The organism is Mucilaginibacter boryungensis (assembly GCF_015221995.1).
GTDB classification, from domain to species: Bacteria; Bacteroidota; Bacteroidia; order Sphingobacteriales; family Sphingobacteriaceae; genus Mucilaginibacter; species Mucilaginibacter boryungensis.
Genome location: NZ_JADFFM010000001.1, coordinates 20,305 through 41,830 on the forward strand (window position 1 = coordinate 20,305; position 21,526 = coordinate 41,830).

Below are 21,526 nucleotides of genomic sequence, written 5' to 3' on the forward strand. Positions count from 1 at the left end.
ACCAATTATGAAGAAGAAATATATTCTCCCATTATTATTCCTGGCGTTAAGCGCGGGTAAAACTTTCGCCCAAAACGATGCGGCTAAGGGTTTTGCTTTCGCTGAAAAGCAAACTGATCTGCTGCTGAAGGAAACCGCGGAAGCTAAAAAAATAGCAAAGCCGGGCATGGTGTCGCCGCGCTCGGTAGAGAAAGGTGAACTGGTTTTAATACCATCAAAAGACTGGTGCAGCGGCTTTTTCCCGGGTGAACTGTGGTACCTGTACCAATACACTAAAAACCCAAAATGGCTGAAGGAAGCTAAAGCCTATACTGCTAATATTGAGCAGGAAAAAACCAACGGCGGTACCCACGATATGGGCTTTAAAATATATTGCAGTGTTGGTAATGGTTACAAACTAACTAAAGACCCGCATTATAAAGAGGTAATACTGGAAGCCGCCAAAACCCTGGCCACCCGTTTTAACCCGACGGTGGGTTGCATCAAATCGTGGGATAATCGAAAGGATTGGAAATTCCCGGTGATTATTGATAATATGATGAACCTGGAATTGTTATTCGAGGCCAGCAAACTATCCGGCGATTCCAGCTTTTACAAGATAGCAGTAAGCCATGCCAATACCACCATGAAAAATCATTTCCGCGATGATTACTCATCATTCCATGTGATAGATTACGACCCCGAAACCGGAAAGGTACTGCATAAACAAACCCACCAGGGCTATGCAGATGGCTCGGCCTGGGCACGCGGGCAGGCCTGGGGCTTGTATGGCTATACGATGTGTTATCGTGAAACAAAAAATAAAATTTACCTGAAGCAAGCCGAAAACATCGCCAAATTTATATTCAACAACCCTAACCTGCCAAAAGATCTGGTGCCTTATTGGGATTTTAACGATCCGGCAATCCCCAAAGTCCCCCGCGATGCTTCTGCCGCGGCGGTAATAGCTTCAGCGTTGTATGAATTGAGCATGTATAGCGCCAACGGCAAGCAATACAAAGGCTGGGCAAATACTATTGTAAAAAACCTGACCGATAATTACCAGGCCAAGCCGGGCGAAAGCAAGGGTTTTATATTGCTTCATAGCACCGGTAACAAGCCTGCCAACGGCGAAATTGACGCGCCGATAAGCTATGCTGATTATTATTACCTGGAAGCTTTATTACGACAAAAGGGATTGTTTAAATATTAAATTTGCATAGCCGCGCATCATCACGCGGCAGCAAAACCAATTTCAATAACCAATGTTTAAGCTTAATACCCCTAAAGTCCTTTTTCTTTTGCTATGCAGCATTAGCAGCTACGCCAAGGATTACCCTGTGCATAATGCTGCCGAACTGGCATTTCTTAATTTAAAGCCCGGCGACCGTGCTATTATGCAGCCGGGGAACTGGACAAACCAGCAACTGGTATTTAAAGCCAAAGGGACTAAAGAAGCACCTGTTACCCTCATCTCATCCGACCCGGGGAAAATTATTATAAACGGTAATTCGCATTTGCTGATAGATGGCCAATGGCTGGTGGTTGACGGACTGAACTTCAGCCAGGGCAATTCACAAAAAAAAGATGTGATCACTTTCAGTAAGGATGCTGAATGGTGCCGGCTAACCAATACCTCGATAGTTGACTTTAACCCCGCCGATAAAAAACAGGATTATAAATGGGTATCCATCAACGGTTATCATAACCGGGTCGACCATTGCTATATTAAAGGAAAAACCCACCAGGGCACTACGCTGGTAGTTTGGGTAGCCGATAAGCCAAACTATCATGAAATTGACCACAATTTTTTTGATACACGGCCCGATCTGGGTAATAATGGCGGCGAAACTATCAGGATAGGCACCAGTACTGTATCCATGAATGATTCCTATACCACGGTTGAGGATAATGTTTTTTACCAGTGCAATGGCGAAATGGAAGTATTGTCCAACAAATCAGGCCATAACACTATCAGAAACAACCTGTTTTATGAGTGCGTGGGTACTTTAACCCTGCGCGAAGGTAATTTTGCCGAGGTATATGGTAACTATATGATCGGTAACGGCGTGAAAGGCACCGGCGGCATCCGGATCATCGGCGAAAGCCATAAAGTATATTACAATTATTTGCAGGGCTTAACAGGCACCGGTTTAAAAGCGGCAATTACTATAATGGACGCCATTCCTAATTCGGAGTTAAAAGGGTATATGCAGGTGAAGAACGCGGAAATTAAAAATAATACCATTATTAACTGCACAGAAGCTTTCGAGGTGGGGTCGGGTAAGCGCGATGGGCGCGGCCTGCCACCGCAAAATGTGACCATAACAAACAACCTTGTTTTAGCATCGGACCCCATCGTATATACCGATCAGCCGCAGGGGTTAAAAATATCGGGCAACATTTTGTTTAATATTAAATTAGCCGGCGATTTGCCCGATGGCTTTGATATGAAAGACCCCAGGTTGAATACCGATGCTACAAATATTTATCAGCCATCAAAGCGGAGTAAAATAGGCGCGCCGGGTTTAAGCGCCGGGCAAAAGCTGCTGTTCGATGCAGCCGGCATAGGCCCCGCCTGGTACAAAAACTTACCGGCTATCAGGGTAAAATAATTGAATATTACGCCGATTTTGGGGATAGCCTGTCTCTGGATGTTTATTAGTTTTACATGATAGCAGCTCTTGCTAACTAACCTAATATCTGTTTGTATGAAAAAATTATGGATAGCACTTGTTGTGCTATGCGGTATAGCGCAAATTACCAAAGCACAGGATACGCTTGCTAAGTATATCCTGACACCGAAGGAAAAACCCAGCCCCCAAATTAACGGCGCCAAAATATTTGGTGTAAGGCCAGGGCACCCGGTGGTATACACCATTGCCGCTACCGGTAACCGCCCAATGACTTTCTCGGCCAAAGGCCTGCCTGCCGGTTTAAAACTGGATAGCAAAACCGGGATGTTAAGCGGATCGGTAAATAAGACCGGAACATATACCATTGCATTATCAGCTAAAAATGCTTTAGGGACAGCCACCCGCAACTTTAAACTGGTGGTAGGCGAAGAAATATCCCTTACCCCGCCTATGGGCTGGAACAGCTGGAATATTTACGCTACCAAATTAACCCAGGCGCTTGTATTGGCTAACGCTAAAGCAATGGTAAGTTCAGGATTGATCAACCATGGCTGGAGTTATATGAATATCGATGACGTATGGCAAGGTAAGCGTGGGGGCGAGTTCCACGCGATACTACCCGACTCAACCACTTTCCCCAATATGCAGGCACTTGCCGACGAAGTACATGCTATGGGTTTACATATTGGTATTTATTCTACTCCCTGGATAGAATCGTACGGGCACCATGTAGGCGGTTCGGCCGATAATCCGGAAGGCGCATTTAGCCCGGTAAAAGAGAATGTGCCCCGTAACAAAAAGCTATTCCCTTACAAAATAGGGCAATATACTTTTGTTGATCAGGATGTAAAGCAGTTTGATAAATGGGGTATGGATTACCTGAAATACGACTGGAGCCCTAATGAATTGCCCGAAACCAAAAAAATGTTTGATGCTTTACGCGCGGGCAGCCGCGATATTATCTTCAGCTTATCAAACAGTACGCCATTCGCCTCTATCGGCGACTTATCAAAAGTATCCAATACCTGGCGTACCGGCGGCGATATCCGTGACAGCTGGAAAAGCCTGAAACCACGTGTGCTGGCACAGGATAAATGGGCGCCTTATGCTAAGCCCGGTCATTGGAACGACCCCGACATGATGGTGGTAGGCTGGGTAGGCTGGGGCAAAGGCCCATACCCATCGCATTTAACGCCCGACGAGCAATATACCCACATGAGCGCCTGGTGCCTGATGTCAGTTCCCCTGCTGTTAGGCAACGACCTAACCAAACTGGATGCGTTTACATTAAGCCTGCTAACTAATGATGAAGTAATAGCTGTAAACCAGGACCCCCTGGGTAAACAGGCTACCGTGATAGCAAGGAACGGAGAATTAGGCATTATGGCCAAAGACCTGTCTGATGGTACAAAAGCAGCAGGACTGTTTAATACAGGCGATGCTGGTACACAAAATATGGTACTAAGCTGGAAAGATTTAGGTATAAGCGGCAAATACATTGTACGCGACCTGTGGCGCCAAAAAGATATCGGGGTGTTTGACAACGAATTTAAAACGGATGTGCCGCAGCACGGTGTCGTGATGGTGAGTTTGAGAAAAGCGAAGTAAAATCAACCACTGTGTCATTTCGAACGAGGTACGAGGAGAAATCTTATACTTCGAGCCGGCTGCATATATAAGATTTCTCCCGCTGGTCGAAATGACACGGTGGTTAATTAAATATCATATGAAAAAATTGATCCTACCCTTGGTATTACTGATGTTGTTCAAATCGGCATCAGCCCAAACTATTACACAGGACCAGCGTATGCAGTGGTGGCGCGATGCCCGTTTCGGCATGTTTATTCATTGGGGGCTATACAGCATCCCTGCCGGTGAATGGAAAGGCAAAGAATACCCGCAGATAGGTGAATGGATCATGAAAAATGCCAGGATACCCGTAGCCGAATACAGCGAACTGGCCAAACAGTTTAACCCGGTAAAATTTGATCCGAAGGCTTTTGTGGCTACCGCTAAAAACGCGGGGATGAAGTATATTACCATCACCAGTAAGCACCACGATGGCTTTGCTATGTTTAAAAGCAATGCATCGCCGTTTAATATTGTTGATGCCACGCCTTATCATAAGGATATCATTAAACAACTGGCAGACGAGTGCCACAGGCAGGGCATTAAAATATGTTTTTACTACTCGCAATCGCGCGATTGGCATGAACCAAACGGCTTGGATAATGATTGGGATTTCCCGAAGGAGCGTAACTTTCAGCAATACCTGGATACCAAGGTTAAGCCGCAATTAACGGAATTACTGACCAACTATGGCGAAATAGGCATGATATGGTTTGATACGCCTATGTCCATTAGTAAAGACCAGGCACAAAGCTTAAAGGACCTGGTGCGCAAACTGCAACCGGCCTGTATCATCAGCGGGCGTTTAGGTGGCGGGGTAGAGACGGATTACCAGTCGACCGGCGATAACGTGATACCGGCGGCTACCATCCCCGGCGATTGGGAAGTACCGGCTACACTAAACAATACCTGGGGCTATAAAAAGAACGACCATGCCTGGAAATCGCCGGGCGAACTGACACGCCTGTTGTTTGATATTGCATCAAAAGGTGGTAATTACCTGCTAAATGTAGGCCCTACATCCGAAGGCGTTATCCCCGAAGAATCGGTAAAAATACTGGCCCGCGTGGGTGGGTGGATGAAGGTGAATAACGAAGCTATCTATAGTTCGCATGCATCGCCGTTTAATGTGGAGTTTGATTGGGGCAATATTACCAGTAAACCTGGTAAGTTATACCTTGGTTTTTACAATTGGCCTAAGGGCGATTTTTATCTTGAAGGGTTGAAAACCAAAGTAAAAAAGATCTATCTGCTTTCCGACCCGGCTAAAAAGCCATTGACATTTAAAGAAAGTTATGTGAAGGATATAGACCACCATCGCCTGCAAATTACCCTGCCTAAAATGGCGCCCGACAGTATGGTATCGGTAGTAGTTATGGAGATTGATGGCAAGACAGCAGATGTAGAAGGGCAGATCAGTCAGCAAAACGATGGCAGTGTACATTTGCCATTGGTATCGGCAATTACCACAATAGATGGGCAGCCCGTTAAGCAAAACGGGATGGCTAATTCAGGCCGGCCTTTAGATTGGAACGATACCAGGCAAGCGGCAAGCTGGACATTTAAAATTGAAAAACCCGGCACTTATAACGTCGATCTGATCACCGGGGAATCAGGGTCGCACGGTGCGCCTGTGTGGCATGGCGGGCAATTAGTGAAAATTACCTCGGGCGATCAGGCCATTGAAACCCGTATGGTGCCCGATAGTAAGGAGTATAATATCCGCGCGCATTACTGGAAAAACATCCGCACACATAGTAAAACTTTAACATTTAACAAACCGGGGACCTACACCGTATCGTTATCTGTTTTAGAAGTAGCCCCCGATAAAACAGCATTTAATTTTAAAGCCATGGAATTAAAACCGGGAAAATAAATTGCTGGTTTTATAACGTACCAATAAAATGAAGGTAATTTTAAACGTAGCACTATTGTGTTTTTTTACGGCGGCAGCAAGCGCGCAGGTAGTGCTAAAAGCCGATGGTAAAAGTGATGCCTATGCCCTTATTTCTAAAGTACTTGGCGGCGATGCCTGTGAGGTGCCGGATTGCGGGCACCCTGTAAAACACATTACCCAGCAGTTTGACCCGCAGTTAAAGGAAAACGTGTTTGTTTTTAATATCCATGCTAAATTGGATAACGACCGCTGCAAAAGCTTCGACCGCCAGCGACTGGAAATAAAAACATATGGCCCATCGGCAGCTAAACTAAAGGGCGAACGCAATGAAACTGTAGTTTACAAATGGAAGTTTAAGCTGGATAGTAATTTTAAAGCGCAGCCCACTTTTACGCATATTCACCAGATAAAGGCGGGCGATGGTGACGCCGGGGCGCCAATTATTACACTTACGCCACGTTTTGGCAACCCCGACAAGATGGAGGTGATACATACGGGTGCATCAAAAGCATCATCGCAGGGAAAACTGACGGAGGTTGACCTGGCGCCATTTAAGGGCACCTGGGTTGAAGTGACCGAGCAATTGCATTATGATACCAGGGGCACGTACAGCATCAGTATTAAACGCGTAAGCGATGGTAAGGAATTGTTGAACTACAACAACAATAATATAGACCTTTGGCGCGATAATACATCGTTCTGCCGGCCTAAATGGGGGATATACCGCAGCCTGAAAAGTCCTGATTATATTAGGGATGAAACACTGAGGTTTGCAGATATTTCCATACAGGAATTATAAAATAGGTTTAACTAAAACGCCCCCGGTAATATCGGGGGCGTTTTACTATGTAATTGAGTTTATATTGTCTGTTAATTAATCCATTTCGGCGTATACCGGTTTTTTAATACCGTTATCATAAGCCTTTAAACTCTTTTTCAATATTTTACGGGCTACGTGAATCCGTGTTTTTACGGTACCGATAGGGATAGCTAAATGATCGGCTATCTCGTGATATTTATGACCTTCAAAATACATGGTGAAAGGCACGTAGTAATCTTCGGGTAATTTATCTAAAGAACGTTTGATATCATCCATTACAAATTTCGCTTCGCCCTGGTTTTTAGTTGAACTGAATACCAGGTTAGCCGATGAGATCTCTTCGGACTTAGTTACAAAAGTGCTCATCTTAATAAAGCGGCGATAGTTATTTATGAAAGTATTTTTCATAATAGTATACAACCAGCCTTTAAGATTGGTGCCTTCTTTAAATTTATTATAATAAGTAATTGCTTTCAACATTGTATCCTGTACAAGGTCGTTAGCGTCATCCGCGTCGTGCGTGAAATGTAAGGCGTAAGAACGTAGTGAACTTGCCTGACGTAATACTAATGTGTTAAACTCAATCTTTGTCATACCAGTTAATGTTTGCTGTTAACATTAAGGCAAACATGATACCGTTTTGTCATTGTATGGTAATCCGGAATATGGTTACCAATGGCCGGCAACAAATTTTGTTTGGTAGCGATTATAAAGAGATTTTAGTAAATACGACCTAAGTGCCTATAGAATAGGCGTTTAGAATATGAAAAACAAATGAAATTACAAAGAGAGGCTTTTTTTATAACGCCGAAACAAGGTCAGTCAAGATGGTGTTATTAAATTTAAAATAAAATATTTTAACTAATTATATTCACCTCGCGTTCCAGCAAAACGCCAAATTTAGTGTACACACTGTCTATGATTTGCGACGACAATGCATAAATTTCAGTACCTGTAGCCCCGCCATGGTTCACTAATACCAGCGCCTGGTTTTTCCAGGTACCGGTATGGCCTACCGTTTTGCCTTTCCAGCCGCATTGTTCAATAAGCCAGCCGGCGGCTAATTTAATTAAGCCATCACCTGCCGGGTAGTTAACCACATCAGGAAACTTTTGTTGAATACCGGCAAATTGCCCGGCCGTAATTACAGGGTTTTTAAAAAAGCTGCCCGCGTTACCGATAGTTGAAGGATCGGGCAATTTAGATACTCGGATATGCGACACTACCTGCGATACATCTTTTATAGTAGGATTTGTAATGCCCCTGTTATTCAATTCCTGTTCAATAGCTCCATAGCGCAAATTGATATTTGGTATTAACGACAGGTGAAACTTGACACAGGTAATAATATACTGCCCCTTCAGTTCGGTTTTGAACACACTTTCGCGGTAGCCAAAGCTACAATCCTCTTTTGTGAAGGTTTTAAATGTACCAGTAGCAATTTCAAAAGCGCGGCAGCCGGCAAACACATCTTTCAGTTCAACCCCATAAGCGCCGATGTTTTGAATAGGCGATGCCCCCACCGAGCCGGGTATCAAACTCAGGTTTTCCAGTCCGGCATACTCATGGGCTACTGCATAATTCACCAGGTCGTTCCAAACCTCGCCCGCGCCAGCCTCCACAAAAACATCGTTATGACTGATGCGGTGTTCAATCCCGCGGATATTCATGCGGATCACCAAGCCATCATAATCCTTCAGCAACAGCATATTACTGCCGCCACCCATTACCAGTCGAGGCACCGCCAGCCACTGCGGGTCCATAAACAACTCCACCAACTCATCCTCGTGACTGATCTCGGCAAAGTATTTCGCCTTAGCCTCGATACCGAAGGAGTTAAAGTTTTTTAAGGAAACGTTTTGTTGGATTTGGAGCATGGTGGCGAATTTCGGAATTAAAACTGAAACTACGTAAACTACCCACCACGTCATTGCGAGGAGCTTCTATCAGCGACGTGGCAATCCCAAATTGGCAGGGCCACTCTGCCTACCGGGGATTGCCACGCCCGCGCCCGAAATGACGAATGGATATGCCGAGGTTATTAGTTGCCTATAAGTTAAATTAAACCTGAAATTTATGGTTTACACGAAAAAATATCAAGTATTTGATTATCAACATTTTAATGAAAAATATAGTCATTTTTTGTAAACCATGTAAACCATGATTTGGTATTGAAAGGGTTGTTTTTATTGCGTTTTACTTAAGCAGTCAACCCACAATGTATTAACACAAACGCCCGACCAAAGGCCGGGCGTCTTGCTATTCTTAATCGGTGAAATCACCAATCAAATCTGTGAAATTCTTAAATATGTATCGGCCGCTTATCAGTCGCCGCAAGGCAAGCTTCGCGCATCGCTTCAGTATAAGTCGGGTGGGCGTGACTGGCGCGAGTTACGTCCTCAGCGCTGGCGCGGAACTCCATGGCTACTACAGCTTCGGCAATCATATCGGCCGCGCGCGGGCCTATCATGTGCACACCTAAAATCTCGTCGGTGGTGGCATCAGCCAATACCTTTACAAAGCCGTCCAAATCGCCGCTGGCACGGGCACGCCCGCTGGCCTTAAACGGAAACTGACCTGATTTATAGGCAACACCTGCGGCCTTCAACTGCTCCTCGGTTTGGCCAACGCTGGCTACTTCAGGCCATGTATAAACTACGCCCGGTATCAGGTTGTAATTAATGTGTGGTTTTTGTCCGGCAAGCTGTTCGGCAACTAAAGTGCCTTCATCCTCGGCTTTGTGGGCCAGCATGGCGCCTTTAATTACATCACCGATAGCATATACGCCCTTAACGCTGGTTTGCAGGTGCTCATCAACAGTAATTTTGCGGCCGCGTTCTTCTACAGTTAAACCTATATTCTCCAAACCTAAACCATCAGTATAAGCAATACGGCCAACAGCTACCAGGCAGTAGTCGCCTTTAAGCTCGCCCTTTTCACCCTTAGGGGTATCAAAAGTTACGGTTACTTCTTTGCCTTTTACGGTAGCGCCGGTTACTTTATGGCCCAGGTAAAAGTCCATGCCTAATTTGGTCAGTACCTTTTGCAGTTCGCGGCCTAAGCCTTTATCCATAGTCGGGATAATGCCGTCCATGTATTCAATTACCGATACCTTGGCACCTAAACGCGCGTAAACAGAACCCAACTCCAGACCGATAACCCCGCCGCCAATCAGCACCAAATGTTTAGGTACTTCCGGCAGGCTTAAAGCCTCGGTTGATGTGATGATGCGTTTCTTATCTATCTTCAGGAAAGGCAGGCTTGATGGTTTTGAACCGGTAGCGATGATCACGTTGGTAGCGGTGATCTCGGTCGCCGTACCATCGGCCTTAGTAACCTTAATAGTATTTTTATCTTTAAACGAACCTACACCCTGGTGTACGTCAATTTTGTTCTTCTTCATTAAAAAGGTAATGCCACTGGTGTTGGCATCAACCACCTCCTGCTTGCGCTTTATCATGCGGCCGAAATCGAATTTCAGGTCTTTCAGCTTAATGCCATGGTCTTCAAAAGCATGGGCGGCGTTATGATAATGTTCAGATGAATCCAGCAGCGCCTTGCTTGGGATACAGCCCACATTTAAGCAGGTACCACCCAGGGTGCTGTATTTTTCGACAATGGCTGTTTTTAAACCCAATTGGGCACAACGTATAGCGGCAACATAACCACCAGGACCCGAACCTATAACGATAACATCATATTGCATAGCAGAAGTATTTTTTTGATAGTGCGCAAAGTTAACATTCTCTGTTATAAAGCGTGTCATGTATCATCTGTTAGCCGTAAAATTTCTATATTTAAATTATCACAATCAATAAACCTGATAAACAATGACTACCACCAACACTTTAGCCCAACCCTGGTCGCCGGCCCAAAAGGTAGGCTTTCGTTTTGCCTTACTGTTTTTTATACTCTTTATCCTTTGCGATCCTAACGGCGCGGTGCCCCTGCTAAGCAATTACGAGGGCGTTTATATGGCCCCTGTTCAAAAGTTGGTGGTGTGGATGGGTACGCATGTGTTTCATCTGACCAAACCTATTACCGCTTTTACCAATGGCAGCGGCGATACTACTTATAACTGGATAGTATTGCTATTGATATTTATCAAATCGGTGGTTGGCGCTGCTATATGGTCGTTAATAGATACCAAACCTAAAAGTTACGACAGGTTATATTACTGGCTGCTGGTTGTGCTGCGTTTTTATGTGGGCTTTACCATGTTGGGTTATGGTGGCTATAAAGTTATTAAGCTGCAATTCCCGGCGCCTGGCCCGGCCAGATTGTTGGAATCATATGGTGATTCCTCGCCAATGGGGCTGGCGTGGACGTTTATGGGCTACTCCAAAGCCTACAATTATTTTACCGGTATTGCCGAACTTACTTGCGGTATACTGTTACTGTTCCGTCGTACTACACTATTTGGGGCCGTAATAGCGTTTACGGTGATCGCTAATATTGTAGCTATCAATTATTGTTTTGATGTGCCGGTAAAAATTGTATCGAGCGCCTTGTTGCTGATGGTCATCTTTATTTTGCTGAAAGACCTGAACCGCATCATCAAATTCTTCTTCCTTAATCAAACTGCCGAACCGGCCGTGCTTACGCCGCGACGCTTTCAAAAACGCTGGAAAAATATCTCACTAACCGTTACCAAATATTTGCTGATAGCCTACACCGTGTTTAGCATTGGCGGCAATGTAATTTCGAACATGAAATACGGCGACGATGCAAAGCACCCGGTGCTTTACGGCCTTTTCAACACCCAAACCTTTATACAGGGTAAAGACACCCTGCCACCACTAACCACGGATACTACCCGCTGGAAACGCATCTCAATTAACAGCTTTGGCTCGGTGCGTATAACCACTATGAACGATAGCACACGTAATTACAGCTTTAAAGCAGACAGCGTAAAAAAACAAATCATCATTGGCTCGTTTAAAGATACAACACGCAAGTATACCTTTGCTTACACTTTATCAAAAGACAGCATATTGAACATGACCGGCAAAGGGCCAAATGGCGACATGAGCGCGACACTGAAACGCTTTGATGAAAAGAAATTCCTGTTGATGCGCCGTGGGTTCCATTTAATAAATGAATCGCCATTTAATAAGTAAGATGATTAGCTGTTCGCATGATTGTTACATCAACTTATGGAATAACCATATAACTTCGTAATACCATAAACTTAACTGATCGACATATGAAAAAAACTGCTACACTTTTATTTGCCCTGATGTTGTATTTAACCGTATTTGCGCAGGAGGTAAATGTATTATCGCAAGCATCAATAAATGCACGGTATATTAATGAACACTACACTAAAAAAGATGTATATATCCCCATGCGCGATGGAGTAAAGCTTTTTACCTCATTATATATCCCAAAAGATGCGTCGGCGAGTAAAAAATACCCAATGCTGATGCAGCGTACCTGTTATAGTATAGCACCTTATGGTGTTAACAGTTATCCAAATCGCCTGGGCCCGTCAGAAACCATCATGAAGCAGGGTTATATTTTTGTTTACCAGGATGTACGGGGCCGTTGGAAAAGCGAAGGCACCTGGACCAATATGACGCCCGAATTTGATGAACATAAAACTAATAAAGATGTAGATGAATCTACAGATACCTACGATACCATAGACTGGCTGGTAAAAAACGTTGCCGATAATAACGGACGTGTTGGCCAGTACGGGACATCATATCCCGGCTTCTATACTGCTGCAGGTATACTTTCAAACCACCCGGCATTGAAGGCTTCATCGCCGCAGGCACCAATTTCCGATTTCTTTTTTGATGATTTTCATCATAACGGGGCTTTCCTGGAAAGCTATATTTTCACGTTCCCTACTTTCGGGGTCCAGAAAAAGGACACTACTACCCATTCATGGTATAGCAACCCGGCTATCAACATTAAAAGATCAACTGCCGATGGTTACCAGTTCTTGCTTGATCAAGGCCCGCTGAGCAGCTTTAACCAGTGGTATAAAGACAACTTCTTTTGGCAGGAAACCATGAACCACCCAAGCTACGATGAATTCTGGCAAAAGCGCAGTCTGCCTAAACATTATAAAAAAGTAAGTCCGGCCGTAATGCTGGTAGGCGGCTGGTTTGATGCCGAAGATTTAACCGGTCCGCTGGCTATACACCGCGCTATCGAAAAGTCGGATCCATCGGCATATAATACTATCGTAATGGGGCCATTTGGCCATGGTCGCTGGGGACGCGAAACAGGGCACACCTTACACAGCAATGTTTACTTTGGCGATAGCATCGCTACCTTCTACCAAAGAAATATCGAAGCCAAATTCTTCGATCATTTCCTTAAAGGTTCGGGTGATAAAAAGAATTCGGGACTACCAACTGCTTACATGTACAACACCGGTAGCAAAGAGTGGAAAATGTTTGATAAATGGCCATCGCCCGGCGCTACGCACCAAAAAATGTATCTGGATGCAAATGGTAAGTTAAGCTTTACAGCCCCGGCTAAAGCAGGCTCAACGTCGTTTATAAGCGACCCTAATAAACCAGTCCCTTATACGGAAGATAACACCACTACCGAAGGCTTTACTCCGCATAATTATATGAGTGAAGACCAGCGCTTTGCCGGTCGCCGTCCGGATGTCTTGACCTTCCAAACTGATGTACTGACTGAAGATATCACTTTGGGCGGAGAGATTATGAGTCACCTGAAGGTAGCAACAACTGGTACCGATGCCGACTGGATAGTGAAACTGATCGATGTTTATCCCGGCAACGAACCGCAGCACCCGTACCTGCCGAACAAAAATATACTGATGGCAGGCTACCAGCAAATGGTACGGTCGGAAATTATGCCGGGCCGTTTCCGAAACAGCTTTGAAAAACCGGTAGCGTTTGTGCCTAACCAAAAAAGCGATGTAACCTTCCGCCTGCAGGATGTGCTGCATACCTTCAAAAAAGGTCACCGCATTATGATACAGGTGCAAAGCACAGCCTTCCCGCTATGGGCGCGCAACCCGCAAAAGTTTGTGCCGAACCCATACAAAGCAACCGCGGCCGATTACATTAAAGCAACTCACACGGTATTTAATGATAGCTTTGTGGATGTGGAAGTGTTGAGATAGGGTGGAGTTATGTAATTATAAAAACATATAATAGAGCATAGATAAACAAATGAAACGTAACCTAATCCTGGTAAGCATATGCTTATTTATTATCATAAGTTGCAAGAAAACGAGTACTACGCCTGATGATAATCAAGCAACAACGGTTAGTAGTTATTCCAAAGTAACCCTTACCGGCACGGCTAAATTATCATTGGCTCGAATTCAAATGGCGTCTGTGGGGCTGGGAAATAAAGTTGTTTTTGCCGGGGGCTTTACAAATTCATTAACCAATAATGGTATTGGGATAGTTGATAATGTAGATATCTATGATATTTCTGCCGATAAATGGTCTACCGCAAAACTTAGCGAAGCGAGAAGATATATTTCTGCAGCGGCAGCAGGTACAAAAATGGTTTTTGCCGGCGGGGCGGACTATCGCGGGCAAGCATCAGCAACTGTAGACATATATGATATTAATACAAATGCATGGTCTTCTGCTAAATTAAGTGTTGCACGATTTGGTATTAGTGCGGCAGCTATTGGTAATAAGATATATCTGATAGGCGGTAATGCTGGCACCCTTGTTATTGATATTTATGATACCGTTACCAACACATGGTCTTCAATTTCTAACGGGGTTTACTTATTCTCTCAATTAAATACCGGAGCTATCGGAAATAAGATCATTTTCGCCGGAGGGAACGAAACTGGCCTGTCTGGAATCAGTAGCCCATTTTATTATATTTTTGATACAGAAACCAATACCTGGAAAAGCGGCAAATTGAGCATGACACGGAGTTATTCGTCGAGCGCAGTTTCATTAAATAAGATGGTTGTGGTAGGCAATATGGCTAATAATAACGCTAATACGGCTGAGATTTATGATGCCACAACCGACAGTTGGTCCACTGTTCAATTAAACACTCCAAGAACTTCGTCCGCAAGTGCAGCATGCGCTAATATTATGATGTTTGCCGGAGGTATTTATCAAACTAACAACTCGCGCTATCAAAATAGTATAGATGTTTTTAACGCTGGCACCGGACAGTGGTCAACCTCAGCCTTAAGTGTTGCCCGAGGCCAGGCCTCAGGTGCGTCTGCCGGTAACAAGGTTGTATTTGCCGGAGGGATGGATGACTTTAACTATTCAGCTCAGGTAGATATTTTCACTTTATCAAATTAACTACTTTAATAGTTTTAAAGTAATTAGGACTAATATTAAACGAATGAAAATTACTATAAAATATGTATTGATGACCGTATGCGTGGTTTGCTCGGCCATCGCATCAAAAGCTCAGCTCCTAACCCCGCGCGATAAATTCTCGCGTGCCGATTCGCTGCATGGCAACCAGAATGCGCCGATGCGTACTTGCTACGATATCAATTATTATCACCTGGATGTGAAGTTTGATATCGATAAGAAATTTATCAGCGGCAGCACGCAGTTTAAGTTTACCGCTACGCGGGATTTTCAGAAGTTACAGTTCGATCTGTTTGCTAATTTGAACATTGAAAAGGTGGTTTACAAAGGGAAAGAACTGCCCTACAAACGTGAGTTCAATGCTGTGTTTCTCACCTTCCCGCGCGATATTCCGAAAGATACTAAGGATGAATTTACCGTTTATTATTCAGGCAACCCAACCATAGCCAAACGTGCCCCCTGGGATGGCGGGGTGGTGTTTACCACCGACTCGCTGGGTAAGCCATGGGTCGCCACAGCCTGCGAGGGTGTAGGGGCTTCTATCTGGTGGCCTAATAAGGATCAATTGACCGACGAGGTAGATAGTATCCTCATCAGCGTAAGTGTGCCTCAGGGCTTGAAAGATGTATCAAACGGCAGGCTGCGCAAAGTGACGGATATGAAGGACGGCTACACCAAATTCGATTGGTTTGTGGGTAACCCTATCAACAACTACGATGTGGAAGCCAACATTGCCGACTATGTGCATTTTGATGATACCTACATGGGCGAGAACGGCAAACTGACGCTGGATTATTGGGTATTACCCTATAACCTGGCGCGCGCCAAAAAGCAATTTGGAGCCAATGTTAAACCCATGCTAAAGGCTTTTGAATATTGGTTTGGCCCATATCCGTTTTATAAAGATGGTTATAAGCTGGTGGAAACCCCACACCTTGGTATGGAACACCAAAGCGGAGTAGCCTATGGCAACAAATATCGTAACGGGTACCTGGGGCGCGATCTTTCAGGCACAGGTAAAGGACTGAACTGGGACTTTATAGTAGTGCACGAAAGCGGCCACGAATGGTTTGGCAATAACATTACCGATAAGGACAACGCCGATATGTGGATACATGAGGGTTTTACCAATTATTCCGAATCGTTGTTTATTGAGAACTGGACAGGCAGCAAGGAAGCCGGGCAGGAATATGTACATGGTACCCGCCGAGCAATTGCTAACGATGAGCCGATCATCGGCATATATGGCGTTAACAAAGAAGGCAGCGGCGATATGTATTACAAAGGCGGCAACCTGCTGAACATGGTGCGCACCATAATAAACGATGATGAAAAATGGCGCGGCATTTTGCGCGGACTAAATAAAACCTTTTATCACCAAACGGTAACTACTGAGCAGGTAGTGGAATATATCAATACACAATCCGGCATAAATCTCACCAGTATTTTCGATCAGTACCTGCGTTATAAAAATATCCCTACGCTGGAATTCAGGTTTGAGAACGGGCGCGTTGTAGCCCGTTGGATAGCCGATGTAAACGGGTTTAAAATGCCGGTGCGCATACGTAGCAAAGGCGGCGAATATAAATTCATCAATGTATCTACCCGTTTTACCCCGGTTGATATGGCCGGGCTTACCAAAGATAACCTGGAAGTAGACACGTTTAATTACTACATAGGCGTATTGGTGGACTGAAATCCAGAAGGTATATAATAAAAAAGGGGCGAGAAGCCCCTTTTTTATTATAAGATCAGCACAGTTACATTTTCATTTTAGAAGAATCCTTTTTCATCTTCATTTTGTCGCCTTTCATTTTATCCTTCGACATTTTACTGTCCATTTTCATTTTATCTTTCGACATTTTGTCGTCCATCTTCATCTTGTCCTCTTTCTTCATAGCCATCTTGTCCATTTTCTTTTTGGCCATTTTGGTGGTGTCGCTGCCGTTAGCGGCTTGTACATTTACATTAAACATCATAGCCATTGCAACAAAGGCGATGGATAAAACTGATTTTTTTAAGTTGGTGTTCATTTTAAGGTTTTTTTAATTGTTATCCCCTTTGTCGCAGCAGGTTAGCTAACCTTACAAAAAATTTATTTTTTTAATTCTTCTTCAATCCGCTCTTCCATCACCTGTTTATCCTTCTCGTTTAAATGATATTGCTTGTCGCTGTATAAAATTTGGTGAACCATTTCCCCTATCAATACACTTTGCTTTTGATAAGTACGGCATACCGAGCAGCCGGCTAAATGGATACGCAGTTCTAACCGCTCAAAAAAAGTAAGCGGTTTCATGGTGCGCTTTTCTATTAAAAAAGTAGCCTTATGGCAATTGTACTGTACTTTCTTTAACTTATTCATAGCAGTAAATTTTAGATCCAGTTTTTTTGCAGGCAGGCGCGCAAGTTTACTTTAGCCCGGTGTATAATTACCCAAAAATTATTGGGGCTTATTTTTAATTCGGTACATATGTTTTCAGAAGTGGCATCGTCCATGTGTTTCATGGTAAATACCGAAAGCCATAAAGCCGGTAACTTCTGCATGCATAATTGCAATATTTTATTAAACTCCTTGTTATGCAACGGGTCGTGGTCTTCTACTCCAAATGGCAGTGGCCAATGTTCTTTTTTCCAGTGCCCGTGCTCGGTATGGAAGAACTCTTCCACAGGTTCCGATACTGATAATTCTACCTGTTTCAATCCCGACGATTTTTTGCGGTATACATCCACTATCTTATTTTTCAGAATAGCCGTAAGCCAGGTGCGTTCGCTGCTTTTGCCTTCAAAAGCATGGCTGCGCTGTAAAGCAGCTAAAAAAGTTTCCTGTACCAGGTCTTTCGCCAATTCTTCGTCATTAATACGTACAATGGCAAACGCATACAGGTAATCTGCATAGGTTTTTACCCAGCTATGCGGATTTAAAGTTGTTGGTTGTTCGATCATTAATTATAGGTAATTACATAAAAATAAAGAATTACCAGTGGTTTTGTCGGTAATAAGGCTGAATACTTACAACAAAAGAAAGCTACAATATTAAAATAGGGTGAAAACACGGTATAATAAGGTGAAAAACACGGGGTTTTCTTGAATGGATATTTTATTTATTTGTCTTAACCTAAACCTCGCCACAGAAAAACAATCCTTCTGCTGCCCGGTTCATTGGTTTACCGGGCAGTATTTAGGCCTTAAGTAACCCACAATCTTTCCGCAAAACTTTGTCTATCCGTAATAAAAACAGACATTTGGTTTTTACAAACAAGCCAACATGATACAAAGCAACATATTTCAGTTTGAGCAGGATATAAAATGGGAAGATGCCGGTAATGGGGTGCAGCGGCAGATATTTGGTTATGATGATAAAGTAATGCTGGTGAAAGCCAAATTTATAAAGGGCGGCATCGGTACACTACACAGCCACCCGCATTCGCAGGTTACTTATGTAGATAGCGGCGTGTTTGACATGACCATTGGCGATGAGACCAAAACTATCCGCAAAGGCGATGGCTATTATGTGCCGCCGCATGTGGTACACGGCGTGGTATGTATAGAGGCCGGTATGCTGATAGACGCCTTTAGCCCGCATCGCGAAGATTTTATTTAATAGGTGGATGATAGCCAGGGATGGTTATTATTTTAGCTATTGAATTTGACATATCTGCTGTCGATTTTATCAACATGTCTGTTTTTTTGAAATCAATTATTAAATTTGATTTCAATCTATATTCATGAACACAGATTTTTCCGCCGGCAATAGCGTACTGGGCGTGTATATCAGCGGGTACCATATTACCACGCTAATAGTAAATTTACAAACCCGCGAAGTGCTTCGACCTTCTTACCAGCGCAAACCTATTAACTCGCGCGGTACAGCAACCGAAATTATTGACGCCTGTAGTGCAGCCATACAGCACGCCCTTACTACCAATAATGTACAGGTTAACCGCATTGGTATTGCCATGCCAGGGCCCTTCGACTACGAGAAAGGGATATCCTATATTCATAACAATAAAAAGCATGAAGCGCTATACGGATTGAATATAAAAGAAATGCTGGCGGCCAAATTGAATATCCCAACCAGTCAGATACATATGCTGAATGATGCCGCAGCCTTTTTAAAGGGCGAAGTATTTGCCGGCGCAGCGCAAGGATATCAAAACGTTATTGGGTTAACATTGGGTACAGGTTTAGGCACAGCCCGTTTAATTAATGGTATTGCAGAAGATGCCAGTCTGTGGGATTCGCCGTTTTTAGACAGTATAGCCGAAGATTATTTAAGTGAACGCTGGTTCCTGAAACGTTACTATGAACTATCGGGCATTAATGTGGTAGATGTGAAAGAACTGGCCACATTTTACAATACATCAAATACGGTAAAGGCTGTGTTTAAAGAATTTGCCGGCAACCTGGCCCTGTTTGCTGCCAACTTTGTACGTGCAGCTAAGCCTGAAATTATAGTGCTAAGCGGTGATATTGCCAGCAAAGCTTCCGATTGTTTTTTACCTGCTTTTAAAGCGCAATTAAGCAAGCTGCAAATAGAGATACCCGTATGTGTATCTAAGTTAAACAGCGAAGCGGTGCTTATTGGCGTGGCAACAACATGGTTGTAGTTAATAAGTGTTTCCTGTTCGTTCAAAATTAAATTTATCTCTCCCGCTTTTATAATTTTTTATTTTTGTGGCGCATCTGCCTAAACATACCCACGGTTTACGGGTTGTTAATAGGTTAGCATTTGGCTGATATCTGAATAAAAACATGAAGAGAACGCTGCTTTTATTTTTCTGTCTGATTATATTTTTAAAACATGCATCGTCGCAGGCCGAACAAACTAATGCCGATCAATCGCCCGTCCGGTCGTTACGTATGGATGAGTATAATGCCTATTTAAACGGTACCGATCTGACGCGCCGGTCTTACATAGCCGAGATAAACCACTATCCGTTGCCCGATAAACTATTGCAGTATAAAAAGGAATTGGATTTAAGCCCGTCCCAAATTGCCGCCATAACCAACGTGGTAAAATTTTTGCAGATGAAAAAGAAAGAGGTGGGCGAATCGGTAATCCGGAATGAAAAAACGCTGGATAGTTTATTCCGTACGCATAAGGTTGATGAAGGATCTATTATTTTTTTTGGTAACCGCTATGGCTTATATGAAGGGGAATACCGTACAGCGGTATTACAGGCATGCTATAAAACGCAAAAACTATTAACCGAGCGCCAGATAAAGAAGTTTGAAGCACTGCAAAAGCATAATTGATAATATGCCGTTTGATTTATGTAATTTAGCACCCCCGTTAAAATTGTATGAAGATTACGTTTGATTTTGAAAAACCGCTGGCCGATCTGCTATCGCAGATAGAAAAGGTGAAGCAGGTAGAAGATAAAACCCAGGTAGATATGTCTGCCACGCTAACTGAATTAGAGGAGAAACTGGAAACGGCTAAAAAGCAGGTTTACAGCAATCTGAATGGCTGGCAGAAGGTGCAGATATCGCGCCACCCGGAACGCCCCTACACCTTACAGTACCTGGAACTGATGTGTGATGACTTTATTGAAATGCACGGCGATCGTACTGTGGGCGATGATAAGGCGATTGTTGGGGGTTTCGGTTCGTTAAATGGCGAAACGGTAATGTTTATCGGTCATCAAAAAGGGAAAAACACTAAAGAGCGCCAGTACCGTAATTTTGGTATGGCTAACCCCGAAGGTTACCGCAAGGCCCTGCGCCTGATGAAGCTGGCCGAGAAATTCAACAAGCCTGTGGTTACCCTGATAGATACCCCTGGGGCGTTCCCCGGTCTTGAGGCTGAAGAACGCGGACAAGGTGAGGCAATTGCCCGTAATTTGCTGGAAATGTCGGTACTGCGCGTACCAATCATCTGTGTTATTATTGGCGAAGGTGCATCGGGCGGCGCCTTAGGTATTGGCATTGGCGATAGGGTATTGATGCTGGAGAACAGCTGGTACTCGGTAATATCACCTGAAAACTGCTCTACTATCCTTTGGAAAACATGGGATTACAAGGAGCGTGCTGCTGAGGCATTGAAGCTAACATCAACCGAGATGCTGAAAAATAAGCTGATAGACGGCGTAATTAAGGAACCGCTTGGCGGCGCCCATCAGGATCCCGTTGCCATGGCATCTACCCTGAAGAAACACCTGATAAAAGACCTGAAAGCCCTTAAAGAAATGGATACCGATGTTATGGTTAACGAACGTATCGAAAAATTCTGCGCTATGGGTGTGGTGAACGAGAATGATTAAGTTTTTAT

At 43.9% G+C, this 21,526-nt stretch carries 19 protein-coding genes; 13 read left to right on the forward strand and 6 right to left on the reverse strand.

Features of this window, described 5'->3' with window-relative positions; translation table 11 throughout:
- Window positions 1-7: 7 nt before the first annotated feature.
- From IRJ18_RS00065 to IRJ18_RS00085, 5 genes are all read left to right on the forward strand, one after another.
- Window positions 8-1,192, forward strand: a complete 1,185-nt coding sequence (locus IRJ18_RS00065) for a glycoside hydrolase family 88 protein (RefSeq protein ID WP_194104159.1) — start codon at window positions 8-10, stop codon at window positions 1,190-1,192.
- Between the two features lie 52 nt (window positions 1,193-1,244).
- Complete coding sequence (locus IRJ18_RS00070) at window positions 1,245-2,594, forward strand: polysaccharide lyase 6 family protein (protein WP_194104160.1); 1,350 nt, start codon at window positions 1,245-1,247, stop codon at window positions 2,592-2,594.
- 96 nt (window positions 2,595-2,690) lie between these two features.
- On the forward strand, window positions 2,691-4,223 hold the full coding sequence (locus IRJ18_RS00075; protein WP_194104161.1) for a putative Ig domain-containing protein: 1,533 nt from the start codon (window positions 2,691-2,693) through the stop codon (window positions 4,221-4,223).
- Window positions 4,224-4,341: 118 nt separating this feature from the next.
- Window positions 4,342-6,120 (forward strand): alpha-L-fucosidase, encoded by a 1,779-nt coding sequence (locus tag IRJ18_RS00080; RefSeq protein WP_194104162.1) that lies wholly within the window; start codon window positions 4,342-4,344, stop codon window positions 6,118-6,120.
- Window positions 6,121-6,148: 28 nt separating this feature from the next.
- Entirely contained in the window at window positions 6,149-6,940 is a 792-nt protein-coding gene (locus IRJ18_RS00085; RefSeq protein WP_194104163.1) for a heparin lyase I family protein, read from the forward strand.
- 75 nt (window positions 6,941-7,015) lie between these two features.
- Here IRJ18_RS00085 and IRJ18_RS00090 read toward each other — a convergent pair whose 3' ends face one another.
- From IRJ18_RS00090 to lpdA, 3 genes are all read right to left on the reverse strand, one after another.
- Window positions 7,016-7,555: an RNA polymerase sigma factor gene (locus tag IRJ18_RS00090; RefSeq protein WP_194104164.1), complete on the reverse strand. Its 540-nt coding sequence runs from the start codon at window positions 7,553-7,555 to the stop codon at window positions 7,016-7,018.
- 263 nt (window positions 7,556-7,818) lie between these two features.
- Window positions 7,819-8,838: a UDP-N-acetylmuramate dehydrogenase gene (gene murB / locus IRJ18_RS00095; protein ID WP_194104165.1), complete on the reverse strand. Its 1,020-nt coding sequence runs from the start codon at window positions 8,836-8,838 to the stop codon at window positions 7,819-7,821.
- Window positions 8,839-9,263: 425 nt separating this feature from the next.
- Window positions 9,264-10,667 carry a dihydrolipoyl dehydrogenase gene (gene lpdA, locus IRJ18_RS00100; protein ID WP_194106596.1) on the reverse strand — a complete coding sequence of 468 codons (1,404 nt, stop codon included), beginning with the start codon at window positions 10,665-10,667 and terminating at the stop codon, window positions 9,264-9,266.
- A 124-nt stretch (window positions 10,668-10,791) separates the two neighbouring features.
- On the opposite strand from lpdA, the gene IRJ18_RS00105 reads away from it, so the two are divergent.
- The 4 genes from IRJ18_RS00105 (at window position 10,792) to IRJ18_RS00120 (ending at window position 16,951) form a co-directional block, all read left to right on the forward strand.
- The gene (locus IRJ18_RS00105; protein ID WP_194104166.1) at window positions 10,792-12,081 is read left to right on the forward strand and encodes a DoxX family protein; all 1,290 of its coding nucleotides are present in this window, start codon (window positions 10,792-10,794) and stop codon (window positions 12,079-12,081) included.
- Between the two features lie 86 nt (window positions 12,082-12,167).
- The gene (locus IRJ18_RS00110) at window positions 12,168-14,072 is read left to right on the forward strand and encodes a CocE/NonD family hydrolase (RefSeq protein ID WP_194104167.1); all 1,905 of its coding nucleotides are present in this window, start codon (window positions 12,168-12,170) and stop codon (window positions 14,070-14,072) included.
- A 49-nt stretch (window positions 14,073-14,121) separates the two neighbouring features.
- The gene (locus IRJ18_RS00115) at window positions 14,122-15,237 is read left to right on the forward strand and encodes a Kelch repeat-containing protein (RefSeq protein ID WP_194104168.1); all 1,116 of its coding nucleotides are present in this window, start codon (window positions 14,122-14,124) and stop codon (window positions 15,235-15,237) included.
- A gap of 43 nt (window positions 15,238-15,280) precedes the next feature.
- Window positions 15,281-16,951 carry a M1 family metallopeptidase gene (locus IRJ18_RS00120; RefSeq protein WP_228072459.1) on the forward strand — a complete coding sequence of 557 codons (1,671 nt, stop codon included), beginning with the start codon at window positions 15,281-15,283 and terminating at the stop codon, window positions 16,949-16,951.
- A 64-nt stretch (window positions 16,952-17,015) separates the two neighbouring features.
- On the opposite strand, the gene IRJ18_RS00125 is transcribed toward IRJ18_RS00120, so the two are convergent.
- The 3 genes from IRJ18_RS00125 to IRJ18_RS00135 all read right to left on the reverse strand — a co-directional run bounded on the left by IRJ18_RS00125 (window position 17,016) and on the right by IRJ18_RS00135 (window position 18,198).
- Window positions 17,016-17,288, reverse strand: a complete 273-nt coding sequence (locus IRJ18_RS00125; RefSeq protein ID WP_194104169.1) for a hypothetical protein — start codon at window positions 17,286-17,288, stop codon at window positions 17,016-17,018.
- Window positions 17,289-17,350: 62 nt separating this feature from the next.
- Window positions 17,351-17,617, reverse strand: a complete 267-nt coding sequence (locus IRJ18_RS00130) for a hypothetical protein (protein ID WP_194104170.1) — start codon at window positions 17,615-17,617, stop codon at window positions 17,351-17,353.
- Between the two features lie 11 nt (window positions 17,618-17,628).
- Window positions 17,629-18,198: a sigma-70 family RNA polymerase sigma factor gene (locus tag IRJ18_RS00135; protein ID WP_194104171.1), complete on the reverse strand. Its 570-nt coding sequence runs from the start codon at window positions 18,196-18,198 to the stop codon at window positions 17,629-17,631.
- Window positions 18,199-18,520: 322 nt separating this feature from the next.
- Here IRJ18_RS00135 and IRJ18_RS00140 point away from each other — a divergent pair, with 322 nt between their 5' ends.
- The 4 genes from IRJ18_RS00140 to IRJ18_RS00155 all read left to right on the forward strand — a co-directional run bounded on the left by IRJ18_RS00140 (window position 18,521) and on the right by IRJ18_RS00155 (window position 21,518).
- Window positions 18,521-18,856: a cupin domain-containing protein gene (locus IRJ18_RS00140; protein WP_194104172.1), complete on the forward strand. Its 336-nt coding sequence runs from the start codon at window positions 18,521-18,523 to the stop codon at window positions 18,854-18,856.
- A 124-nt stretch (window positions 18,857-18,980) separates the two neighbouring features.
- Window positions 18,981-19,862: an ROK family protein gene (locus IRJ18_RS00145; RefSeq protein WP_194104173.1), complete on the forward strand. Its 882-nt coding sequence runs from the start codon at window positions 18,981-18,983 to the stop codon at window positions 19,860-19,862.
- A 145-nt stretch (window positions 19,863-20,007) separates the two neighbouring features.
- Window positions 20,008-20,511, forward strand: coding sequence for a hypothetical protein (locus tag IRJ18_RS00150; protein ID WP_194104174.1), 504 nt, complete (start codon window positions 20,008-20,010; stop codon window positions 20,509-20,511).
- Window positions 20,512-20,558: 47 nt separating this feature from the next.
- Entirely contained in the window at window positions 20,559-21,518 is a 960-nt protein-coding gene (locus tag IRJ18_RS00155; protein WP_194104175.1) for an acetyl-CoA carboxylase carboxyltransferase subunit alpha, read from the forward strand.
- Window positions 21,519-21,526 lie beyond the last annotated feature (8 nt).